Genomic DNA, 22,888 nt, shown 5'->3' with positions numbered 1-22,888 from the left:
TGATGATAAGTCCAACTATGAATCCTTCAAAAACCCATATTGTGTTGATTCCGAGTTACAACCCAGGTGTCAAAGTATACGAAACTGTGCAGGCTGCACGCCAGTTCTGGAACCCTGTGTGGGTAGTGATAGATGGCAGTACGGATGGGTCGGAAGTGGCGTTGAAAGCCATGGCAGAGGCAGATTCTGGATTGCGTGTGATCCATCTTCCGCAAAATAAAGGCAAAGGTGCGGCTGTGCTGCAGGGGCTGCATCAGGCGAGTGCAGAAGCGTACACGCATGTGCTGACCATGGATTCAGATGGGCAGCATCCGGCAGAGCTAATCCCGCAATTTATGCAGTCATCTATTGAACAGCCAGCTTCTATGGTGCTTGGCAAGCCGATCTTCGATGCCAGCGCTCCTAATATCCGTGTGCAAGGGCGCAAACTTTCCAATATGTGGGCTAACCTGGAAACGCTGGGTGGAAATATTGGCGATTCCCTGTTCGGCTTCCGTGTCTATCCGATAGAGCCGTTAAGGAAAGTGATGCGATTTAATCCCTGGATGCGGCATTTCGATTTTGACCCTGAAGCCGCAGTGCGCTTGAGCTGGCTGGGGGTTAAAGTGGTCAATCTGCCGGCACCCGTACGTTATTTCAGCTCAGATGAAGGTGGCGTGTCGCACTTCCGTTACTTACGCGACAATGTGCTGCTTACCTGGATGTATACACGATTGTTTGTCGGATTTGTTTTTAGACTGCCGATCTTGGTAGCACGGCGCTTGCGTACCCAGATCAGCAGTTAAATCACACACTACCTTCGCGATTTAAATCATTCCGCCGTTAATAGAGATAATCTGCCCGGTAATATAGGTAGATTGATCCGAAGCCAGAAAACTGACCAGGTCTGCTACTTCTTTTGCGGTGCCTGCACGTTTCATAGGCACCATATTGCTAATCGCTTGCGCATCAAAGGTATTTTGGGTCATTGCCGTTTCAATAATACCTGGCGCAACCGCATTCACGGTAATTCCACGGCTGGCGACTTCTTGTGCCAAGGATTTGGTCGCGGCGTTCAGCGCGCCCTTAGCCGCCGAGTAATTCGTCTGGCCGCGGTTGCCGGTGATCCCTGAAATAGAAGATACATTAATAATGCGCCCCCAGCGGCTGCGTATCATAGGCATCATCAACGGCTGTGTCACATTGAAAAATCCGTTTACTGATACATCGATGACCCGGTGCCATTGCGTCGGACTCATACCTGGAAACACAGCATCATCATGTATACCGGCATTGTTGACTAATACTTGTATAGGCTCCTCTTCAACCAGCAGGCTTAATGCCGTATTGACCGCTGCCTGGTCAGTGACGTCAAACTGCAAGGCTTCTGCACTGCCGCCCGCTGCCGTGATTTCCTGTGCCAGTTGCTCAGCAGTCGCCTTATGATGGTTGGCGTGAATAAACACGTGATAACCATCTGTCGCCAGCCGTTGGCAAATCGCTGCGCCTATGCCTCCACTACCACCTGTTACCAAAGCTCTTTTCATGATGCAACCTTCATAGATTTTCTAGTGATTAGCGATGAGGGCATCCGCATCTAAAACCACAGCGGCACGGCCTTCAAGCAGTATTTTTTCACCGGCACTTACTTTAAATTCATACAGCATATTATTTTCATTCGCCATGATACAAGTCGCATCAATGAACAGATCTGCTTGGATATCATCCAGGCGTGCCACGTGCATATTCACGCCACGCACGCTGACCAGATAACCGACTTTGGGTTTAGGCTGGTTTTTAGGCGCCGTTAGCGCACCATGGACAGCCATCGCCTGCGCTGCATATTCAATACCATTGGCAATCCCCAATTGCTGATTTGCCCGTAAAGGATTATTTGCTGAGCGATGACTAATGGCCGTACAACGAATATTGGCTGCATCCCAGGCTTGCACCTGGTCTAGAAGGCACATATCGCCTTGGTGTGGAATATGACTGGCAATCCAGGCGTGGTCCAATGGCTTACCAGGTTCAAAAAATTCTTGATTATCTAGCAAGGGTGCACCTCTACCGCCAGGCGTAAATCATCCAGGTAATCCAGCACTATATGGCCACTTTCCTTGCGTGCAATCCATTGCAGCAATGGCAGGCCGCGCATGGATGGTATGGCGGTTCGTAAAGTTTCCAGCTCGGCATCGCTAAATTGATAGGCCGGTGCATCAGTCACACTCACTGTGATTTTCGCAATACTTACTGGACTTTTTTCAGGGGTTAGCAAAAGTGCAATCCCGCTGTTATCAGGAATTGGCCGTTTACTGAACATGGGTTCCGGGTAAGGCGTATCGCTAGTCATCAAGATGCAAGGCGTATCTTGAACCACTACTTGCGTAAGCGCATCCAGCAGGCCAGCGCCGAAACTGCCATCGAATGCGCAGAGTACTGATGAAGTCGCCATGGTTTTTGTGGCGATACTCCAGTAGCCTGCAGCCGCGTTGTGTACCGAATTATGGAAACGGGTAGGGGATATTTCCCTGTCTTCGGATGCCAGCATTTCACAAATACTATGACAGTTCACGCCATCGCCATTGGAAAATGAAAATACACTGGACAGGTTGTTGTCCCTTAAACCGGCTTGGGAGATAGCTTCCAGCGAAGTCGCTAATGTCACTTTCACAATATCGCTGGCACGCCTGCGCTCTGCTGCCGGTAACAATTCCGGCGTAGGAATCACTGTTTTCGCAGATTGGTAAGGTGCCAGGCCTGCCAGCGTCTGGCTGCCGCTTGCCCAATCATTCAATCCCGGCGCGATGAGGCCTATGCCATCGATATATACGGTTAATCTGGAGCTCATGGCTTGTGACTCGTTTCTGCGTCTGCTGCGTTGGCCAAACCGAAAATTAAACTGCAGTTAGTACCACCAAAACCAAACGAATTACTCATCACCCGTTGCAGTGATTGAGGGCGGTTTTGCAATTGGTAATTTAATTGTAGTTCAGTATCTACAGCCTCGGTATTCAGGCCGCCGGGGATAAAGTTGTTCTGCAGTGCGAGGGCGCAAATCACTGCCTCAACCGCACCGGCAGCGCCTAGCGTGTGCCCGGTAGCGCCTTTGCTGGAACTGCATGGCACATCTTTATTTTCCTGCGCAAACACGGCCCTGACCGCTTTAGCTTCTGCTGCATCATTACTTGGTGTAGCTGTACCATGCAGGTTAATGTAATCGATGTCAGATGGTTTCAAGCCGGCACTATGTAACGCTTGCTGCATTGCCAGTTTCGCACCTAATCCTTCAGGATGTGGCGATGACATATGGTAGGCATCGCTGGATTCACCTACGCCTAGCAACAAGATGGTGTCAGCTGAATTTATAGAGTTAACTGAGTTAGGCGTCTGGATATCAGGCGCGCGCTCGAGTAAAGCAAAGGCAGCGGCTTCACCAATTGAAATACCATCCCTGTCCTTGTCATATGGCCGGCAGGCCTGGCTGGAAAGCAGGTTTAAGGAATTGAAACCATAGAGTGTAGTCAGGCACAATGTATCTACGCCACCAACGATTGCCGCGTCAATCAAGCCTGCTTCTATCATACGCCGTGCAATGCTGAATACTTTTGCGCTGGAAGAGCAGGCAGAGGAAACCACAGCAGCCGGCCCGGCAAGCTTAAAATACTCGCGGGTAAAGTATGCGACTGAATAGGTATTCTGGGTTTTGCCATAGATAAAATCCTCAGGCAGTTTACCTGTGGTTCTATCACGGTTGCGGAAAGCAAGTTCTGTTTCCAATATGCCAGAGGTACTGGTACCTAAAAAGACACCGATACGATCGGCGCCATAGGTGTCGATGGCTGCTTTGACAGCCAGGTCAAAGCCATCCTGCTCCAGGCCTAATTTTGCCAGGCGATTATTGCGGCAGTCGTACTCCTGCATACCTGGCGGCATGGCGACATCATCCAGCGCTTCAACTTCACCAATAAAAGTCGGCAAATCGACGGTTTCGAAATCACAAGGTTTAAGCGTTTGCCGTTGTTGTAACAAAGCATCCAGTGTTTGCTGCAAGCCTTGGCCTATGCAACTGGTCACGGTGTAATGTGAAAGTAATAATGGTTTCAAAAAATCTCGGCTTTCGTTACAAGAATTTAATATTACGCATATCTTTAATTAGTACGGATTTCTAGTGCATTGATCAAAAGTTCTCTGCTGCGTTCATTTACAGTTTCAGTACAACGTAACTTGCATGAGTTCAGTATAGCTGAGTACCCTAAGCCTGAAACAGATCGACTGGCAATTAGTAAATATATCAATTAGCGGCTTCGGCCAGGGTGACACAGCGCAGTCCCTTTGCTTTGGCAGCCTCCAATAAAGCCGGCAGCACGGCTACTATGACCGGTTCATTGGCTGGGGTGATCGCAGCATTACCATCATGTAACAAAATGATAGCGCCCGGGCACAAACCTTTTATGAGCTTGGCTTTCACTTTTTCTGCGTCATTCACTCTGGTATCAAATCCGCGCACAGACCAGCTTGCCAGGTGCAATCCCAATTTTTTAAGGATAGGATCGAGAAACGGATTCCGTAAACCTGCAGGTGCACGGAAGAACGTGGGCCGTTTACCAGTGATGCGTTGCAAAGTTTCCTGCGCAGCCAGAATTTCGATCATCATTTTTGTATAGCCGAACATTGAAAAAAAGACACTATGGTGTTGGCTATGGTTTTCTATCGCATGCCCGCGCGTAACGATCTCACGGCACAGTTCAGGATGCTGTGCCACTTTATTCCCTATGTAGAAAAATGTTGCCTTGACCTGGTAACGGTCCAGTATATCCAGCACCGGACGTGTGACTGCAGGCTCAGGACCGTCGTCAATAGTCAGGGCTATTTCATTCCTCAATATGGCAGCTGGCGGTAATCTAGTCCAGTTTGGCCCTAACCAGGTACTTCGCGGCCATAAACCGACCAACGAGATTACCAAATGGTTGGCCAGGAATACAGCCAGCCACCAGTGCCAGAGAGCAGGGACGATCACCAGGCAAATCAGTAATGCCACATGTAGCAAGATAGACGCTTTGATAAACGACGGTGCCTGCTTCCATTTGAACAGAAGACTTTCGTTTTTGGTTTGAAGCTCTGTCATGATTGTGCAGCCGTATTCTGGTTGCGGATGGTTTTCCACTGTGCCTGCTGTTTATCAAGAAAGTTATACCACAGTTGCTGCCAGACAGGCCATGTGTGATCCCCTGGGATTTTATTTACCTGCGAGGCAGGGATTGCCTGCTCCATGAGCGCAATGCCATCTGCAAAGCGGTCTTCGGTTCCGTAACCAAGGTATATTTCAACTGCCTGCGCATGTTTTAACCATATCCAGTTAGCGCGCTCAACATCGTCATCTGCAATGACTCCTGGCTGCCACGCAAGCAAGCCACCAGCATTGGCGATTTCGCCGGTGGTCATGCGATTGCCGGGATAAGGCGCCATCAGGAATAGACCATGCACCTGACCTGGATAATAATGCGCATGCGCCATGGCGATATAGCCGCCAATAGAAATCCCCGCCAGCCAGATTGACCGGTATTGTGAAATCGCAGGTGTCACCACTTTACGGTTCAAATCACACAGCGCAGTCTGGTTGGCAATCTGCTCAAACGGCAATTCCACCAGCATAAGGTCTATGTCCAGATCACGTTCACGTACTGCCTGTACAAAACCTTGCGTGATAAAGTCCTCAGGCATGTGAGTCGCGCCTGGCAGCAGGATAAAAAGAGTGCCGGCTTTTTTCCCGCTAGTGGCTAAATCAACCAGGTATCGCATCAGGCGGCTGCTTTCGTGCGAATACTGCGGAGAAAATCAATGCCAGAATCACCCCAGGCGCCACGGTCACCCCCATCGCTTGTAACACCGGTACAGTGGAGAAAGCCAGCAGGCCGAAACCGAGCACGGTGGCGACGTTGGCGAACACCAGCGAAGCGTAAGTCTGGGGAGCGATAGACTGATTGCCTTGACTGCTTGGGTTGAAAAACAGGGCATAGTTGGAGCCGATCGCCACAATCAGGAGTAAACCAATCAAGTGCAGGATAATCAGCTGCTGGCCAACTAAAGCGAGGCCAGCCATCACTGTTAATACTGCAGCCACTAACGGGATAATAATTGCCAGTAACTGTTTGAATGAACGCAGTGCAAATAATAACAACCCGATAATCCCCAGCACACCCGCCAGCGATAGCAAGATTGCCTCCTGCATATAGCTGGAATAAAGTTTGTTGGACTCGGCTTTCATGTCAACGAACAACACATTCGGGACGCTCGCATCGCGTAGCGCTTGACGTACCTGAGTGGCATCGATATCGCTGCCAGAGGGGGCAGTCAGCGGGATCAGCGAGCTCCAGCGTTGGCCTTGTTGCAAGAGCATGGCATCTACTGCCATCGCCATTGAAGTACCTTGCAAGTTGCTGCGCTGCAATAAGGGCTTTGCCCGATTGGTTTCTATATCTTGCTGGAATGGTTCTAGTAAAGCGGCTTTAATCGGCAGGTCTTTCACTGCGGTATTCAACCTGGATTTGAGTTCTGCACTATCAGGCAAGCTTTCCAACCGGGCTTGTTGGGTGGCCTGGCTAGGCAAGTAATGGCTGGCGCTGTCAAAGCTGGCCAGCAAACCTTTATTCACCAGGTTTTGCAGCGTCAGCGATATTTTTTCGGTATTACCAAGTACCGTTTCCTGGCTATCCCCTGACAAAACGATGACATAACGCACATCCGGTGCGCCCATACCGCTACGTAGCCGGCCATCCAATGCCTGGTCAGCCGCGCTTACCGGGCTGAGTGCCGATAACTCTGTATTCCATAATCGATCGTGGTGGTTGTAGACGATGATGCCTGACGCCACTACCAGCAAAATGGCCGGCCAGCGCAAGATACTTGCGGATTTAGCATAGTGTGCCAGTCGAGTACCGCTATTACTGAAGTCCTTGATATCAAAATTAGCAGGTAACAAGAAAGGCAGTACATAGCGTGTCATGGCCGCAGCGGCTATCAACCCTGTAACCGAATACAGGCCGAGTTGCGCCAAACCGGGAAAGCCGGACATCAGCAGCGATGCAAAGCCAAACACCGAAGTGAGCACGCCCAACCTGACGGTAGGCCACACGGTTGTCACCCACTTTTTGCGGTTCTGTTCCCTGTTGCCACCATGCTCGGTTTGCATGAATAAATAGATCGAATAATCCACTGCTTCGCCTATCAATGCCGTTCCGAAACCCAGGGTGATGCCATGCACCACGCCAAACACCAGGCTTACCGATGCGATGCCAGCCAGGATGCCGGTAGCGACCGGTAGAAAACCTAATAACAAAGCTATCTTCGAGCGATATACGGCTAACAGCAACAATGCGATCAGGACCGAACTGACGATAAAAATAACCCTGACCTGCATTTTGATAGTATCGCGCGCAATGACCGAAAATACGCCGGGCCCGGTCATTAATAATGTTGGCTTGATGCCTGATGCACTGATGTTTACCGCTTGGTCGAATGCAGTGCTGATGGCCTGCATCGCCAGTTTCTGCGCATCAGTATCTGACCCTGCGGCGCTTGTTTGCATGAGTAGCAGTGCTGTATTGCCATCCCGCGATGCCCAGGCGCCTTCAAACATATCCGGGCGACTATTTCCACTGAAAGCATCCAGCAATTGCAGCATCTCACCAGTTGGGTCATGCGGTAACAAAGACTTCGTCAGCAAACCAGCCGGGGATGCTAGCTGGTCTATGCTGTCAGTGATGGCTACACGCAGGCCTTCAGTGCTGAAATGTTCAGGCGTCACAGCGGGGCTTAACAGGTAGCGATGATTAAACAGATACTCGCGGTCACGTTCTGCTGTAATTTCTTCGCCATTGTTAACACTGACAAATGCAGGGTGACTGCGTAGCTTATGGGCGACAGCTTTAGAAAGCCTTGCACGGGTTTGCGGGTCAGCGCCCTCAATTCCGACCAATATCAGTCTTGAAGCCAAACCATCTTTAAGCTGATCCATCAGCAATTGCTGTTCTGCAGTGGGGTGGCTAGGCAAAAATGCCGATAAGTCGGCGGTAAAGTGGCTACGGGCTATAATTCCCAGGCTAAGCAAGACCATGAGTAGCCACAGCACTATTGCCGTACGGGCAGGGCTCTGTTGAGCAAATAAAGAAGGTTTGGTCACTAGAAGTAGCTTACTATTCGAGTGAGGCAGGCGCTTGAGGAACAGGCGTAATTGTCATGACCGAACTATCACCATCGGCTTGTTTGATTTCTATGGTCTGCATCCACTGATTGGCGCCACTAATCGTAATATTGCTCACTACTTTTTTCATCTTATCCTGTATAGGCAGCAGACTGAGTTTCCAGTCTTCCTGTGTTCCGGAGAGATTTAGTCTATAAGACTTTTCCAGGGCTTTGCGGTCGCCAGCCAGTGTGCCGCGGATACTATCAATAAAGGCAGCAATTTCAGGGTAACTCTGCAAAGACAATACGTGCTTTTTGCCGCGTTGTTCAACAGTCAATCTATCTTTCTCTAGAAGCATGCTTTCTGGTTTGGGCTTTAAGGTGCGTTTCTCCAGGCGGTCAGGAGCGGTATAGAACAACTCACCAGAGGATTCGACAGGTTTATCCAGTACAGCGATATTTTTTTTCTCAATAAAGCTGGCATGCCCGCTTTGTGTATTTGCCAGCAATCGCATGAGTTGGTCCAGATCCCAGGTGCCCTCGGCTTTGCCGGTCAAAGACAACAGACATAGCAACAAGCCAGTAAGCGCCATCGTTATGTAGCGTTTGATCATAAAATTCGAGATATTCATTTGTCCTTTTCCAGCAATGAAGCAGGGGTCGACTGCCAGTAATCGAAAAAATTAAACCAATTGTAAGGCGCCACACGCGTGTATTGGTTCAGTAATTCGGTATAACGCGCAATCGCTGCATTTACCGTCTGCTCACGCTGACCGCGTGGAACCTCTGAAAAATCTGCCAGCGTTTCAAAGTGTACCTGGTAGCGGTTATCGCCCATATACAAACCTGCCATAAATACGACCGGGCGGCGCAGCAAGGCAGCCATGCGGAACGGTCCGGTAGGAATGGCTGCTGTATCGCCCAGCAAATCTACCTCTGCCATAGGCTCATTACCCAAGGTGCGGTCAGAAAGCATGCCTACCAGCATGCCTTCATCCAGGCATTGCTGTAGTTGCAACATGGAGTCGATCTGGCCTAAAGGAATCACCCCCATAGAGGCTTCCGGATTGATCGCCGCCAGCATGGCATTGATTTTCTGTGCATTGTCTTCGTGCATGACCATAGACACTTTTAGACCGGGCAGTTGCCGGCCAATCGCACGCATCACTTCAAAACTTCCCAAGTGTGCACCCATCAGCAGCACACCCTCTTTGGCATCGATCAGGGGACGAATGACATCTTTACCGTGAATCTCGATATCAAATAAATCGTAGTCACGGTTGATCAGGTAAATGCGGTCATGGATAGTGGAAGCAAAGCTGAAAAAATGCCGGTACAGATCTCTCCAGGTAGCCGGCCGCCCCAGTGCACGCGGTAAATAATTCAGGGAGGCTTTACGGCTGGCCGGTGAGAACAGTACAAAATAAAAGGCGATAAGATGCAATGCCGAGCGAGAGATAGTACGGCCCAGGCGCAATGAGATCCAGCTCATAATATGCAGCATCAGCATATTGCTACGCTCTTTGCGCTGCAACCATGGGGCAGATTTCTGATAAACGCTTTCTTTTGGTTGTGACATGCGGTTAAGCCTTCACTTTTGCGCTGAGGCTGCCAATGACGATTTGGCGTTGATTATTATTTTGGGGACACAATACTTCAAATTTGATGCTGCCATTGGCAAGCTGCTCGTATTCAAGGCTAGCAGATTCACCCGGGGTTAGCGGGCTGAGAAATTTGACCGAGCTGATCTGCCAATCAGTAACTGTCAGGCCAATCTCGCTACTTAAGGCATGCAGTACTTTATCTAACAGTACAACGCCCGGCACGATAGGCGTGCCCGGAAAGTGGCCTGGGAAAGCCGGGTGGTCTGGTGAAATGCTGAATGGAGTATGTTTTTTCATGAGCTATTCTTCAGTTACTTTAGTGTTACCGCGTGAGCTCACTAATAAAGATTTGTAATGCCTGGCGGGGAAGCTTGCCCGTGCTGTTGCGAGGCAGCGATTGCGCAAACAACAGAGGCCTGGGTAAAAATACCGGATCAATCCGTTTGCGCAGTTCGTCTAATATATGTGCGGCAGTAAGGGTAGGCGCCACTACACACGCACTTAGACGCGTCACGTGGTCTTGCGACAGCTCGTCTGGCATAAAGAACGCCCCATCAACCACGCCGTCTATACTGGTCAAGTGATGATTCAGGCTGGCTAGAGAGTTACGCTTTCCTGCAATATTGATAATATCCTGCATGCGTCCTTGCAACAGGAACCTGTCATCAGCAGTGGGCACAATCACATCATTGAGTGCCGCTGGGATTTCTACATGGCCACCTTCAGCCCATAGCCGGTCAGCGACGGTTTTCAAGCGCACATTTGGCATCAGTCGCCATTCATCGGTTTGCGTAGTACGCCGGGTCGCAATCTGGCCGGTTTCAGTGCTGCCGTATATCTCAATCAAAGGTGCATGCACGCATGCTTCTGTTTTGTGGGCGAGAGCTTCCGATAACGGCGCAGTTGCTGATAATACTAATGCTATTTCAGGTAATGACAGTTCTGCATCTAACAGCAAGCGTAAATGCAGAGGGGTGGAAACCAGTATCCGTTCGCCATTGGTTTGGTTAAGCGCGCCAGTAATATCTTCGGGGTAAAACGGCTGTCCGCTGTGCAAAGCGTTGCTACTTTGTAACGGCAGTAACACTGTAGACTCGAATCCGTACATATGCTGGGGCGGTATAGTGCCTACGAAAGTGTAAGTAATGTCCGGCTTTAAACACAAACTTTCGGCTTGTGCCTGTACATTATGCACCAGCGAACCCCAGCTTTTTATATGAGGCAATGGTGTGCCAGTTGAGCCGGAAGTAAAGACGATAGCCGCCACTTGTTGAGCATCAATCAATGGAATTTCTTCAGCAGTTGTTTGTTTGGCCAAACTTAACGGGTAAAGCAATTTAGGCAGCGCGATGTCGCAATCCTGATTGTCATGCAGGCAGAAAACATCTGTAGCAAAAGCTTGCAGTTGCTGCACCATTTCAACCGTGTGTGTCGGAGGTAGCAGGCTCACTTTATTACTCACCAAAGCTGCCGCAAAGCCAACGGCAAAGTGATAACGGTCACGACAGACGTTCAACACATGCTTGCTTGCCGGGAGTTGATTTGCCAGTGCAGCCACATCAGCAAGAAACTGCCCGACAGTTACCATTGAATTTTTTCGCCAGGCAATCTGTTCATTGAGGCTGGTGTGGCTTACTAAAGGAAATTTCTGCATGGAATAATTGTTTAAAGCGTCAAGATTGTCTGGAGTCCAGGTATGCACGGACTGCATCCATAACATTGCCATTTGGCAAGTCTGTAAGAACGGTTCGGCGCACCAGGAATTCTGCAATAAACATCAGCGCCACCAAAGGCAGTGTCAGGAAGTTCACAAAAAACGACCAGGTAGCCAGCGGGGAAAAAAAGAAAAGCAAACTAGAGACAATTATCATCAAACCGAAGAAAGTAACCCAGGCTATTGTTACATGATAAGCATAGCGTTCGTGATCGGCGGGTAGTGGCCCGCCATTAATAGCCTCGGCAAAACCTACACATAAAGGTTTACGACCGGCTTGCAGTGTTCTGGCGAAAGTAATGAGTAACATCAGCATAAGCCCTATATCCTGTAACCAGAATATCAAACCGGTATGCTGTTTGATCAGCGGCAATGCCCACCAGCTTGAGATTAAAACCAGCAATATGAAACCGATGCCCAATAATTTGGAATCAATATTTATCGCAAATACAAATGCAATCAATAAAAGTGGCGCCAAGGCGAGCAGCGCACCTAACAGACTAGGTTGTCCCAAGGTGTTTACATGGTGAACAAGGAGCGCAAAAGAGACGATAACTAATGCTATTAGCAGGCCACTGATGGCTTTAAAAGCTTTAGGCATGGCGTCTTTTGATTACTTGGCGGATGGCCGCGCTACTTGGTTTTGTTGGCTGCTACGTAATCGGTAAGACTACGCAGAGAGCTGAAAATCTGGTGATTGTTTTCGTTATCGGACTTAAGTTGCAGACCATAGCGTTTGGAAACCACCAGTGCAATTTCAAGGATATCAATCGAATCCAGGCCTAGGCCAGTGCCATATAAAGGTGCATCAGGTTCTATCTCATTCGCAGCAACATCCAGGTTCAATGCCTGTACCATTAACTCGGCGACTTCCAGTTGTAAAGCAGTGTTTTCCGTCATATAACTCTTTATGTGAAGTTGGTTAAGTCAAAAACATAATCTTTAAGTTTGATGTATTTTAGCAGTATTGTTCAATTTTCATTGATAGCTAATTGAAGCCATAAGTTCAGAGCGTCTAGGCTGCAGCAAATGTTGGATACCTTTAAGACATCGCTAGTCAGTAGGCAAGTATGAATGGCTATGTGGAACGAGGATGAATCTTGAAGTTTTGTTCGAGGGAATTACGATGCCGTTTTGGAGGTGAAACCGGATTTTTTCAAGTATTCAAGATTTAATGGTTAAACCTTGATTGCAATGAATTTTGAAGCAGAAACACTATAGAGTGTTTTGGCGTCCCCACGGGGATTCGAACCCCGGTCGCCTCCGTGAAAGGGAGGTGTCCTAGGCCTCTAGACGATGGGGACCTAAGAAATTTTGCAACATGTGCATTATACCATTGTTTCAAGAAATCGAAAAATATTTTTATAAAAAACTCAATACTTTCAACTACTTGGTGGAGATAAGCGGGATCGAACCGCTGACCTCTTGCATGCCATGCAAGCGCTCTCCCAGCTGAGCTATACCCCCTAATCCTGGTAATGCATTTCTTTGTTTTGCACTGCAATTCAAAGAAGGCGCCATATTAATGACGGGCACATATCTTGTCAACGATTTTTCGCAGGATTCTGTAAAAAACTGTGATTGCCGTTCATTCAATGGCTGGCGCCAGTTTAAAAGCTGCTTTTAGCCGCGGATATTGCTCTGTGCGCTGAATTGTGACAGCTCCACATAAGGTTGTGGTTGCCAGCCAGCGGCGCGATGTTCGGCCACTACGTTCGTGAAAATGCCGCCCCGTACATAAAATTTAGCGGTAACGCGCATAAATTTAGGATCAATTGCTGCCACTAAATCATCCAGTATCTGATTGGTGACCGCTTCGTGAAAACAGCCTTCATCGCGGAATGACCACATATATAGTTTTAGGCTTTTTAATTCCACACATAATTTGTTAGGAATGTAATCCAGATAAATCACTGCAAAGTCAGGCTGGCCGGTTTTCGGGCACAGGCAGGTAAATTCCGGAATTTCCATATGAATATGAAAATCACGGCTTGAATTCGGGTTTTCAAAGGTTTCCAGGGCTTTAGTGGGTTCAGCTGTTGGTTTGCCACCGAGTAATTGTTCGTTCATTGCAGGCTATGTTTCTTGGGAAAAGTGGGTATTATAACGCTTAAGCAACCATTCAAATTCTTATAAGCGGTTTTCTTACTTTGCGTCTCACTCATCTAAAACTTGCGGGGTTCAAGTCTTTTGTCGATCCTACCACTATTCATCTGCACGGCCAGCGTGTAGGCGTGGTCGGGCCGAATGGCTGTGGTAAATCCAATGTGATGGAATCCGTGCGCTGGGTGCTGGGCGAATCCTCAGCGCGTGAAATGCGTGCCGATGCGATGGATGCCGTGATTTTTAATGGCTCAGGCAATCGAAAACCAATTTCACGTGCGAGTGTGGAGCTTGTGTTCGATAACAGCCTGGGCGGCGCCAGTGGTGAGTGGAATCAGTATGCCGAAATCTCGGTCAAGCGCGTGATCGAGCGCGATAAAGGCTCTACTTACTATATTAATAATACCGCCGTGCGTAGACGTGATGTGGCAGATTTGTTCCTGGGCACCGGTTTAGGTGGTCGTGCTTATGCGATTATTGGACAGAATACAATTTCACGTATCGTGGAAGCCCGACCTGAAGAATTACGGGTTTTTCTGGAAGAGGCCGCCGGCATCAGCAAATATAAGGAACGTCGCCGTGAGACGGAATTGAGACTGCGAGACACCCGTGAAAACCTCGAACGGGTTGAAGATATTTCGCGGGAGATGAATAAGCAGATTATCAAGCTTGAAGCGCAAGCAGTGGTCACGCAAAAATTTCATACCTTGCAAGACGCCCACAAGCTGGCTGAGGCGCAGTGGTGGTGGTTACGCAAGCGGGATGCCGTGCTAGCGCATGAAGCAGCTTCGCAAACCGTTGACCAGGCGGTGAATGCACTGGAAGCGCAAATGGCCAGCTTGCGCGACAAGGAGCTACAACTCGAACAATCGCGTCAACATCATCAGGAAGCTTCTTCCCAATTGCATACGGCACAAGCCGCTTTTTATGAAGCGAATTCGCAGGTTTCTAATCTCGGTTTGCAAGTCAAGCAATCAGAAGAAGCGAGAGACCGGCTGCTGCAGGAGCAGTTGCAGTTGCAGCGCCAGATGGAACACCGCGCCCAACAGCACTCACAGTTGCAAACACAACTAGCTGATAAAACGGCTGCATTGACCATTGCTGAGAGTTCGGTGGCGCAACATGCGCTGAATCTGCAATCCTTGCAGCAAGGTTTGCCGGAGCAATCAACACAATTACAGATAATCCAGCAAGCAGCAAATCAGGCACAGCAAGCTGTGCAGCAAAGCCGCCAGCAAATGCAGCTGGAACAGAATAACGTGAATTTTATCCAGCGTAACCTGACCGAAGCAGGGCAACGTTTACAGCAATTGCATTATGAGCTTGAACGCTGGGCATTGCCGGATACACAGTCGTTAGGCCAGCTTCAACTGCAGTTGATTGAGCAGCAGGATGCTTTGCAGCGCGAAGAGCAGCAGCTTGTCGATTTGCGGGCGATGGAACACACGCAACAGCAAACGTTGCAGCAATCACGCAATAGCTGGCAACAAGCACAACGTGCCTTGCATCAATTGGAAGCTGAGATTCAATCGCTGCAAAAGTTGCAGCAAAGCATGAAACAGGATCAGCAACTAGGCCCTTGGTTGCAAAAAACCGGTTTGCAATCCGCGCCTCGCTTATGGCAGGTCGTTCAGGTCGATTCAGAATGGCAGACGGCATTAGAGGCGTTCCTGGGTAATAAATTAAATGCATTATTGCCAGAAACTATATTGGAGTGGTCGCAGTTGCCACATCCACAGGCTGCTATTGCGATTGTTCATGCTGGGTCAGCCTCTTCATCTACGGAGCAATGGCAAGGGTTGCCAAGTCTGTATAGCTTGTTGACGATCAAGCAACCGCAGGTGGCTGCTGCATTGCAACACTGGTTGGCTGGAGTATATGTGCTTGCTGATGCTCAGCAATTATCAAGCTATCAATCACTACTGCCAGATGATATTAGTTTGCTGACCAAAAGCGGGGATATTTACCAGCGATTTAGTGCGGTGTTTCATGGTCGCCAAAACCAGATGCAAGGCGTGCTGGAACGGCAACAACAGCTGGATAATCTTCAAGCCGGGTTGAAAGAAGCGCAAGAGGCCGTGGCTGAGGCGCAGCAAAAAGTGCATACGCAAGAAGTCAGCCTGCAAAATACCCGCCAGCAACAGCAGCAATCCCACCAAAGCATCAAGCAATTGACGACTAGCCTGCATGACGCGCAGATGCAGGTATCACGTTTACAACAGGCGCATGATAATGCCATGCGTCGTCAAGCAGTGCTTAAAGAAGACATTACTCAAGCTGAAAGCCGCCAGGCTGATCTGGCTGCGGAAATCGCACAGGCACATGCCAATATTTCAGGGCATCAAGCGCAATTTGCTAACCTGGAACAAACGGCACGCGAAACACAGGCGCAAAAACAGCAAGCCGAACAGGCATATTACAATCTTCGTGATACTGTTCAACAAGCTGAAAAGGCACATCAGTCACAAGTATTTGAGCAAACGCTACTCAAAAATGCAGTCAATGACTTACAGCAGCGACTGACGCAAAACGAACAGGAAAGTCAGAACCTGCAACATCATCTGGCTGAAACTGAGCAGGCATTAGCCATCAGCAATATGGAAACGCTAAAAGCAAACCTTGCGCATGCGCTGACGCAACAGCACGATTGCGAGCAAGCATTGGCTCAGGCGAGAAACCAGCTTGCAGAGCAGGAAAATGCACTGCAGACACAAGAGCGCAACCGCATGCTGGTGGAACAACAGTTGCATCCGTTAAGAGATGCTGTTGAGCAACGACGCCTCAAGCAGCAGGAATGCCGCTTACAGGTAGAACAATGTCAATCTGCCCTGGCTGAAACCGGGCTGGATGAGGCATTGATTCAAAATGGATTGGATACTGATAGCAAAGTGCATGTGTTGGCACAAACTACACAAAAATTACAGCAGCAGATACAACAATTGGGGCCGGTTAATATGGCAGCGATTGAAGAGTTGTCTGTTGAGAAAGAGCGTAAAGGCTATCTGGATAGCCAGTTGAAAGACTTACTGACCGCCAGCGAGACGCTTGAAGAAGCCATCCAGAAGATAGACCGGGAAACGCGGGGCAAGCTGCGTGCAACGTTTGAAGAGGCCAATCGTAACTTTGGCGAGTTGTTCCAGACGTTATTTAATGGTGGTCAGGCCAAGCTGGAGTTACTGGGTGACGAAATCCTTGATACAGGTGTGCAAGTGTTTGCGCAGCCGCCCGGCAAGAAAAATACAACTATTCAATTACTTTCTGGCGGCGAAAAAGCTTTAACGGCGATGGCACTGGTTTTTGCGTTGTTCCGCTTGAACCCCGCACCATTCTGTTTGATGGATGAAGTGGATGCACCACTGGATGACAGTAATACCGAGCGGTTTTGTCAGTTAGTGCGGGTAATGTCTGAAAAAACGCAATTTTTGTTTGTTTCGCACAACAAAATCACCATGGAAATGTCTCAACAATTAATAGGCGTAACCATGCAGGAATCCGGAGTATCAAGGATTGTAGATGTTGATATAGATGAGGCGATACGCATGCATGCGGCGTAAGGCATGTTTTGTTGTATCATATCGCGGAGTTTTAAAGGATAGTAAGCATACATGTCTGATTTGTGGATGATTTTGGTATTGCTGGGGGTCAGCATCGTACTGGCAGTGGTAGTTTTTAACTGGTGGCAAGAGAAAAAGTACCGTAAAGATGTTGAATACCGTTTCAGCCACACCCGTGCCGATGTGCTGGACGGCAGCCAGGTAAAAGAGCCTGCCAGGAAAACACAAGGTGCTGAAAATGCCGAAGAAGTTGAAGGCTGGATGTCAGAGCCTCGTGTTCGCCCATCAGTAAAATTCGAGCCGGAATTTAATGTTGGGGATAATGCAAAAGCAAAAACAGCCTCCGCACCACCCCTTAAAACCCCTGATGCCAATAAGCAGGGTAACGAAGTACGTCCAGTGCCACCAGTGGCTAATCCTTCAGTTTCAAAAACAGAACCCGCTTTTACAGAGCCTGCTTATAAAGCTGAGCCATCTGCGCATCAGCCGCAATACCAGGCAACTGATCATTTCTCTGAGCCGAAATCACCGTCAATGGAGCAATTAACCACAGATTACTCTCCAGAATCGTACGATTCAAGGTCAGATAATGACTATCAAACTGAATCCGCAGCAGGTTCAGTATCAACCGTTGCCATACCGGCTGCCTTGCATACCGCTATGGATTGGGTAGGCGTAATCGATGCGCCATTAGGGGTCATGCTGATTGAACTGGAAGACTTGCAAGCTGAAGCCCGGACGTTCCCGCACCATGCTACTTTATGGGGGCAACAAGCTTCATCAGCAGTTTGGCTGGATGTATTGGCAATGGATGCAGCCGCTATGCAGAATCAGGTACCATTAAGCCAGGTAGTTTGTAGTTTGCAGTTGGCAGACAGAGGTGGCCCGGTTGACCAGGAAACACTGAAACGCTTCCAGAAGTCGATGGAAACCCTTGCACGCGCATTAGGGTTGACCATTCATTGGCAGGGCGGATACGAGCCGTCGCAACAGGCTCAGTTAATTGATGCTTTTTGCATTGAGGTGGATAAAGCCGTAGAGTTTCATGTGCTGGCAAATCAGGGCATGTTCCACGCAACCAAGCTACGCGGCCTCGCAGAAGCCAGCGGTATGCAACTTAGTCCAGAAGGCCGTTTTGAGTTATTTAACAGTGACGGCGACCTCGAGTATTCGATTCGCAATTATGAAGGTAAACCTTTTTCTGGCGAGATGCTAAAAACGGCAGTTATGACAGGAGTGACATTTCAGCTGGATATCCCTACAACAGCTAACAGCCTGCAGGTGTTTGATCGCATGGTCGATTTAGCACGCAATATGGCAGGCAGCCTGAGTGCGAGTTTGATTGATGTAAACCGCAAGCCTATCGGTGATGTGCAGCTAGACAAAATCCGCCAGCAGTTAAACAATATTTCAAATGCCATGGCTGCACAGGGTATTACGCCCGGTAGCGCCCATGCCAAACGCCTGTTCTCTTAATCATGTCTGTCAATGATGCTGCGCTGGTTTTGCAACAGCTTAAGCAGCGTATCGCTGAATACGACTACCATTATTATGTGCTTGATGAACCACAAGTGGATGACAATGAATATGATGGTGTCTACCGGGAGTTGTTGGAGATTGAACAAAAACATCCTGAATTGGTCACTCCAGACTCCCCCAGCCAACGCGTAGGCGGCTTGGCGTCAGCCGCTTTTGAAAGCGTACAACACCGGCAAGCCATGCTTTCGCTTAACAATGCTTTCACTGAGCAGGAGCTCGAAGCATTTGATCGCCGCGTGCGTGAGGCGACAGATGAAACAAAAATTGAATACGCGGTAGAACCCAAATTTGACGGCCTGGCAATTACGCTGACTTATGAAAATGGCGTATTTGTTCAAGGCGCAACACGTGGAGATGGTTATACCGGTGAGAATGTCACCCACAACCTTAAAACCATCCGCGCAATTCCAACCAGGCTAACCTCAAGCAACCCGCCAGCTTTACTTGAAGTGCGCGGTGAGGTACTGATGTTGAAGAAAGATTTTGAAAAACTGAACCAGCAACAGGCCGCTATCGGTGGCAAGCTGTTCGCTAATCCACGCAATGCCGCTGCCGGCAGCCTGCGCCAGCTGGATTCCAATATTACTGCTAAACGCCCATTGCATTTTTTTGCCTATGGCTTGGGTGCAAGTGAAGGGATTCCTGCATTGCATTCACACGCAGAAGCCATGCAGTACCTGGCTGACTTACGCTTTCCGGTGACAACTCTGCGCAGCGTTAAGCAAGGTGCACAAGGCTTACGTGATTATTATGCCGAGATTGGTGCTTTGCGCCCCAGTTTGCCTTTTGACATCGACGGAGTGGTTTACAAGGTCAATGATTTTGATCTGCAAAGCACGCTAGGGTTTGTCTCGCGTGCGCCACGCTGGGCGGTTGCGCATAAATTCGCCGCTGAAGAAGCGTTGACCATAGTTGAAGACATCACCGTGCAGGTGGGTCGCACAGGTGCTATTACCCCGGTGGCCAGGTTGAAGCCGGTGTTTGTCGGCGGTGTCACAGTCACCAATGCCACCTTGCACAATGAAGATGAGTTACGCCGTAAAGATATTCAAATTGGTGATACCGTGGTTGTCAGACGAGCGGGGGATGTCATCCCGGAAGTTGTTTCACCCAAACCTGAGTTGCGTCCGGCAAATGCGCGCGCATTTGTCATGCCGGTCACATGTCCTGAATGCGGCTCACATGTAGTCCGCCTCCAGGATGAAGCGATTGCGCGCTGTACCGGTGGATTGATCTGCCCGGCACAACGTAAACAGGCAGTTACACATTTTGCTTCGCGCCGTGCGATGGATATTGAAGGTTTGGGCGAGAAACTGGTTGACCAACTGGTTGCACGTAACCTGGTGAATCATCTGGATGATGTTTACCGCCTTGATTTAGAAAAATTGTCAGGCCTGGACCGTATGGCCGATAAGTCAGCACAAAATGTGCTGGCTGCCATTGAAAAAAGCAAGAAAGCCACCTTGCCACGATTTATCTATGCGCTAGGGATTCGCAATGTGGGTGAAGCAACGGCCAAGGATCTCGCGCAGCATTACGGTGATCTGGATACACTGATCAATGCCAACATTGAAAGTTTAATGCAGGTAAATGACGTAGGACCGGTGGTGGCGGAGGCGGTATACCAGTTTTTTCAAGAGCCGCACAACATAGAAGTGATTGCTGAAATGCGTCGGCTAGGTGTGCATTGGGCGGATCTGCCAAAAAAATCCCAATCAGCGGCATTTGCAGGAAAGACTTTTGTACTGACAGGCACGCTGCCTACACTCAAACGCGATCAGGCTCAGGCGCTGATTGAGGCGGAAGGCGGTAAGGTAAGCGGTAGTGTCTCTGCCAAAACCAGTTATGTGGTTGCAGGTGCAGAGGCTGGCAGCAAGTTGGAAAAAGCACAGCAACTTAATGTCACCATTCTTGATGAAGACGCATTGCTGGCGATGCTGGCATCGTCGGGTGCCGGTACGGTTAAAGAAACAACGACCAAAGAGAATTTATCTGCAGAAAATACTTCACCTAAACAAGCTGATCTATTGTGATATGTATCTAAAAATTACTTTAATTTTATTACTTAATTTATTGATTATTAATGAATCATTTGCACGAGATGCTGCATTAGAGTCTTGTGATTCGGCACTGCTAAAACGTCAGTTCTCCCAAGCCATCAACATCGCTGAAAAACACCCCGCACAAGCGGAGTTCTGGTTATGCAAAGGGCGTGCGCAATCTGCCTTGAATCAGTCCGCCGATGCAGAGCAAAGCTTTAAAAAAGCCATTGCCCTCAATCCACAAGGTCTGGATTTGATTTCAGCCTACATGCTGCTTGGGAATGTGCAGCAGGAATCAAGGCACACCCCGGCTGCATTGGATAGTTACCAGCAAGCGCTCAAATTGAGCGAGCAGCAAAATATGCGGCGCTATGTACGAATAGCGCATAATTTGATCGGCGAAGCCCTGTTTGAGAATGGCCAGTACAGCGAGTCACTGCAAGCGTTTCAGGCAGGTGAAAAGCTGGCACTAAATGATGATGAGCGGGCTGATAGCTATGTACATGAAGCGCTTACGTTTCAGCAAATGCAACAACTGGACCAGGCGATTGAATATCAGTTGAAAGGCGTCATGATGTTGCGTAAATCAGCCGAACCTCAGCAATACGCTGAAGCGAGTCTGGTTTTGGCTAAGTTATTTGTAGCCAAAAAAGACTTCGTGAGTGCTGATAAAACCTATCAACGCCTCATGGAGTATGCGCAAGAAAATGGCGGCAGCTTTTATGAAGCTAAAACAGCCATTGAATGGGCAGCAGCCAAGCACTTACAAAATGATGCAGCGGGGGCGGAGCGTTTACTGGCACAAGCAGAAAGTATCAGCCAAAAAATCCAGGATCCAGAGTTAACTGCCATGCTTGAAAAAGCACGCGCTGCAAATCCTTAATAATTATTTACATATTATTCAGAACTAGCAGCAAATTCAGCCTGTCAACGTGTAAGAGTTAAGTCTCTTATGTGATTCGACTCGTCTTACAAACTTGCCTTACAAATTAGTCTGATTTAGCGCCGTGACGCTCGACTATCTGCGATAACAATAACTTGATTCTTATGTGTAAAAGTTGGATTTGTTAATAATTAAGCACAGTATTATTTATCGTGATATAGTTTATCGGGGTTATCAGATTTCTATATAAAATAATTATTGAGAGAGGTTAGACAATGAATACACGCTTTATTCGAAAGGCAGTACTTGCAACAGTCATGCTGGCCGGCGCGTTACAGGCAAACGCTGACACGTTATACACCTTCAACACTAATCAACTGGCAGTGATAGATACGCTGAATCTTGGCGCTGTTTCCTATATCAATGTCAGCGGCCTGTCTGCCGGTGAGAGATTACTTGGCGTCGATCTCAGGCCTACCGATGGATTGGTATACGGTGTGACCAGTGCTAATAATCTTTATACATTCAATACGACGACTGGCGCGGCTACTTTTCAAGCCAGTTTGACTGGCGCTTCATTAACTGGTCAATCTGTAGGTATCGACTTTAATCCTACAGCGGATTTTGGTGGCAACCCTTCATTACGTGTGGTGACTGGCGCAGGCAATAATTATGCAGTTAATGCTAATACCGGCGTTGTGGGTAATACCGCTAACAATATTGGCAATGGTTACACCGCAGCTGCTTACACGAACTCCAATCCCGGCGTGAATCCAGGGGCGGGTGATACTACTGATTTGTATTACATCAACACAAGCAGCAACACCCTGAACTTCCTGAATACCGGTTTTAATAGTCCAGGTACGAATGGTGGAATTCAAACAGTAGGTTCATTAGGCATTGACCCTTTATCCGCTAATGGCTTTGATATTTTAGGTAACGGTCAAGCGTATGCATTGTTTAATGTTGATGACGGCACATTGAATTCCCAATTGTTTTCTATCAACCTGACCACAGGTGCAGCCACATACTTAACCACTTTGAACGGAACGTTTAATGGTGTAACAGGTTTGGCAGCTGTTCCGGAGCCAGGTTCCTATGCCATGTTGCTGGCGGGGATGGGTTTGATTGCAGGTGTTGCAGCGAGAAAATCCAAGCAGCGCGTTTAATCATCTGAGTAACACCAAAAGGGCTAAACGTCTCAGGACTTTAGCCCTTTTTTTAACCATACTTCTGTCAGCTGGGCAGGCTTTATTTTTAAAGAAGGCTATCTGGGATTCTTTATTAAT

General features: G+C 48.6%; 20 protein-coding genes and 2 tRNA genes. 6 read left to right on the top strand and 16 right to left on the bottom strand.

The window, feature by feature from the left end; genetic code table 11:
- The first annotated feature begins 2 nt into the window (after window positions 1-2).
- Window positions 3-785, top strand: coding sequence for a glycosyltransferase family 2 protein (locus tag ASG24_RS00220; RefSeq protein ID WP_369814149.1), 783 nt, complete (start codon window positions 3-5; stop codon window positions 783-785).
- A gap of 21 nt (window positions 786-806) precedes the next feature.
- Here the strand turns inward: ASG24_RS00220 and fabG are convergent, their stop codons facing one another.
- From fabG to queF, 16 genes are all read right to left on the bottom strand, one after another.
- Window positions 807-1,526 (bottom strand): 3-oxoacyl-ACP reductase FabG, encoded by a 720-nt coding sequence (gene fabG / locus ASG24_RS00215; RefSeq protein ID WP_055825031.1) that lies wholly within the window; start codon window positions 1,524-1,526, stop codon window positions 807-809.
- 21 nt (window positions 1,527-1,547) lie between these two features.
- Window positions 1,548-2,033 (bottom strand): 3-hydroxylacyl-ACP dehydratase, encoded by a 486-nt coding sequence (locus tag ASG24_RS00210; RefSeq protein ID WP_369814148.1) that lies wholly within the window; start codon window positions 2,031-2,033, stop codon window positions 1,548-1,550.
- Complete coding sequence (locus tag ASG24_RS00205; protein ID WP_055866512.1) at window positions 2,027-2,827, bottom strand: beta-ketoacyl synthase chain length factor; 801 nt, start codon at window positions 2,825-2,827, stop codon at window positions 2,027-2,029. Before ASG24_RS00205 ends, ASG24_RS00210 begins: the two co-directional genes overlap by 7 nt.
- On the bottom strand, window positions 2,824-4,083 hold the full coding sequence (locus ASG24_RS00200; RefSeq protein ID WP_055866509.1) for a beta-ketoacyl-[acyl-carrier-protein] synthase family protein: 1,260 nt from the start codon (window positions 4,081-4,083) through the stop codon (window positions 2,824-2,826). Before ASG24_RS00200 ends, ASG24_RS00205 begins: the two co-directional genes overlap by 4 nt.
- A 187-nt stretch (window positions 4,084-4,270) precedes the next feature.
- On the bottom strand, window positions 4,271-5,104 hold the full coding sequence (locus ASG24_RS00195) for a polysaccharide deacetylase family protein (protein ID WP_082487940.1): 834 nt from the start codon (window positions 5,102-5,104) through the stop codon (window positions 4,271-4,273).
- Window positions 5,101-5,778, bottom strand: coding sequence for an alpha/beta hydrolase-fold protein (locus ASG24_RS00190; RefSeq protein ID WP_055866506.1), 678 nt, complete (start codon window positions 5,776-5,778; stop codon window positions 5,101-5,103). Before ASG24_RS00190 ends, ASG24_RS00195 begins: the two co-directional genes overlap by 4 nt.
- On the bottom strand, window positions 5,762-8,158 hold the full coding sequence (locus ASG24_RS00185) for an MMPL family transporter (RefSeq protein WP_235562264.1): 2,397 nt from the start codon (window positions 8,156-8,158) through the stop codon (window positions 5,762-5,764). Before ASG24_RS00185 ends, ASG24_RS00190 begins: the two co-directional genes overlap by 17 nt.
- Before the next feature lie 13 nt (window positions 8,159-8,171).
- Entirely contained in the window at window positions 8,172-8,792 is a 621-nt protein-coding gene (locus ASG24_RS00180) for a LolA-related protein (RefSeq protein WP_055866503.1), read from the bottom strand.
- Window positions 8,789-9,739: an acyl-CoA synthetase gene (locus ASG24_RS00175; protein WP_055825018.1), complete on the bottom strand. Its 951-nt coding sequence runs from the start codon at window positions 9,737-9,739 to the stop codon at window positions 8,789-8,791. Before ASG24_RS00175 ends, ASG24_RS00180 begins: the two co-directional genes overlap by 4 nt.
- A 4-nt stretch (window positions 9,740-9,743) precedes the next feature.
- Window positions 9,744-10,061, bottom strand: coding sequence for a hypothetical protein (locus ASG24_RS00170; protein ID WP_055866500.1), 318 nt, complete (start codon window positions 10,059-10,061; stop codon window positions 9,744-9,746).
- A 25-nt stretch (window positions 10,062-10,086) separates the two neighbouring features.
- Window positions 10,087-11,418, bottom strand: coding sequence for an AMP-binding protein (locus tag ASG24_RS00165; RefSeq protein WP_055866497.1), 1,332 nt, complete (start codon window positions 11,416-11,418; stop codon window positions 10,087-10,089).
- Between the two features lie 19 nt (window positions 11,419-11,437).
- A complete protein-coding gene (locus ASG24_RS00160; RefSeq protein WP_055866494.1) occupies window positions 11,438-12,079 on the bottom strand; it encodes a hypothetical protein in 642 nt (213 codons plus the stop codon).
- A 32-nt stretch (window positions 12,080-12,111) separates the two neighbouring features.
- Entirely contained in the window at window positions 12,112-12,378 is a 267-nt protein-coding gene (locus tag ASG24_RS00155) for a phosphopantetheine-binding protein (protein WP_055825004.1), read from the bottom strand.
- Window positions 12,379-12,706: 328 nt separating this feature from the next.
- Window positions 12,707-12,782, bottom strand: a tRNA-Glu gene (locus ASG24_RS00150).
- Between the two features lie 87 nt (window positions 12,783-12,869).
- A tRNA-Ala gene (locus ASG24_RS00145) sits at window positions 12,870-12,945 on the bottom strand.
- 156 nt (window positions 12,946-13,101) lie between these two features.
- Window positions 13,102-13,548: a preQ(1) synthase gene (gene queF / locus ASG24_RS00140; protein ID WP_055825001.1), complete on the bottom strand. Its 447-nt coding sequence runs from the start codon at window positions 13,546-13,548 to the stop codon at window positions 13,102-13,104.
- A gap of 80 nt (window positions 13,549-13,628) precedes the next feature.
- On the opposite strand from queF, the gene smc reads away from it, so the two are divergent.
- The 5 genes from smc (at window position 13,629) to ASG24_RS00115 (ending at window position 22,768) form a co-directional block, all read left to right on the top strand.
- The gene (gene smc / locus ASG24_RS00135) at window positions 13,629-17,135 is read left to right on the top strand and encodes a chromosome segregation protein SMC (RefSeq protein WP_055866492.1); all 3,507 of its coding nucleotides are present in this window, start codon (window positions 13,629-13,631) and stop codon (window positions 17,133-17,135) included.
- A gap of 51 nt (window positions 17,136-17,186) precedes the next feature.
- On the top strand, window positions 17,187-18,611 hold the full coding sequence (locus ASG24_RS00130) for a cell division protein ZipA C-terminal FtsZ-binding domain-containing protein (protein ID WP_055866489.1): 1,425 nt from the start codon (window positions 17,187-17,189) through the stop codon (window positions 18,609-18,611).
- Between the two features lie 2 nt (window positions 18,612-18,613).
- Complete coding sequence (ligA, locus tag ASG24_RS00125; protein ID WP_055866486.1) at window positions 18,614-20,707, top strand: NAD-dependent DNA ligase LigA; 2,094 nt, start codon at window positions 18,614-18,616, stop codon at window positions 20,705-20,707.
- A gap of 1 nt (window position 20,708) precedes the next feature.
- Window positions 20,709-21,599 (top strand): hypothetical protein, encoded by an 891-nt coding sequence (locus tag ASG24_RS00120; RefSeq protein ID WP_055866483.1) that lies wholly within the window; start codon window positions 20,709-20,711, stop codon window positions 21,597-21,599.
- A 275-nt stretch (window positions 21,600-21,874) separates the two neighbouring features.
- Entirely contained in the window at window positions 21,875-22,768 is an 894-nt protein-coding gene (locus tag ASG24_RS00115) for a DUF4394 domain-containing protein (protein ID WP_082487980.1), read from the top strand.
- Window positions 22,769-22,888: the final 120 nt, after the last annotated feature.

Origin of the sequence: Methylophilus sp. Leaf414 (assembly GCF_001425425.1) — a bacterium.
Taxonomy (GTDB): Bacteria; Pseudomonadota; Gammaproteobacteria; order Burkholderiales; family Methylophilaceae; genus Methylophilus.
The sequence above is the reverse complement of the archived record's forward strand: the minus strand, read 5'-3'. Positions and strand labels throughout refer to the sequence as shown.

Bases quoted from the DNA above. Each gene is read 5' to 3' on its own strand.
- ASG24_RS00220 (WP_369814149.1), top strand. From the start codon at position 3: ATGATAAGTCCAACTATGAATCCTTCAAAAACCCATATTGTGTTGATT.
- fabG (WP_055825031.1), bottom strand. From the start codon at position 1,526: ATGAAAAGAGCTTTGGTAACAGGTGGTAGTGGAGGCATAGGCGCAGCG.
- ASG24_RS00205 (WP_055866512.1), bottom strand. From the start codon at position 2,827: ATGAGCTCCAGATTAACCGTATATATCGATGGCATAGGCCTCATCGCG.
- ASG24_RS00195 (WP_082487940.1), bottom strand. From the start codon at position 5,104: ATGACAGAGCTTCAAACCAAAAACGAAAGTCTTCTGTTCAAATGGAAG.
- ASG24_RS00190 (WP_055866506.1), bottom strand. From the start codon at position 5,778: ATGCGATACCTGGTTGATTTAGCCACTAGCGGGAAAAAAGCCGGCACT.
- ASG24_RS00180 (WP_055866503.1), bottom strand. From the start codon at position 8,792: ATGAATATCTCGAATTTTATGATCAAACGCTACATAACGATGGCGCTT.
- ASG24_RS00175 (WP_055825018.1), bottom strand. From the start codon at position 9,739: ATGTCACAACCAAAAGAAAGCGTTTATCAGAAATCTGCCCCATGGTTG.
- ASG24_RS00170 (WP_055866500.1), bottom strand. From the start codon at position 10,061: ATGAAAAAACATACTCCATTCAGCATTTCACCAGACCACCCGGCTTTC.
- ASG24_RS00165 (WP_055866497.1), bottom strand. From the start codon at position 11,418: ATGCAGAAATTTCCTTTAGTAAGCCACACCAGCCTCAATGAACAGATT.
- ASG24_RS00160 (WP_055866494.1), bottom strand. From the start codon at position 12,079: ATGCCTAAAGCTTTTAAAGCCATCAGTGGCCTGCTAATAGCATTAGTT.
- ASG24_RS00155 (WP_055825004.1), bottom strand. From the start codon at position 12,378: ATGACGGAAAACACTGCTTTACAACTGGAAGTCGCCGAGTTAATGGTA.
- queF (WP_055825001.1), bottom strand. From the start codon at position 13,548: ATGAACGAACAATTACTCGGTGGCAAACCAACAGCTGAACCCACTAAA.
- ASG24_RS00130 (WP_055866489.1), top strand. From the start codon at position 17,187: ATGTCTGATTTGTGGATGATTTTGGTATTGCTGGGGGTCAGCATCGTA.
- ligA (WP_055866486.1), top strand. From the start codon at position 18,614: ATGTCTGTCAATGATGCTGCGCTGGTTTTGCAACAGCTTAAGCAGCGT.
- ASG24_RS00120 (WP_055866483.1), top strand. From the start codon at position 20,709: ATGTATCTAAAAATTACTTTAATTTTATTACTTAATTTATTGATTATT.
- ASG24_RS00115 (WP_082487980.1), top strand. From the start codon at position 21,875: ATGAATACACGCTTTATTCGAAAGGCAGTACTTGCAACAGTCATGCTG.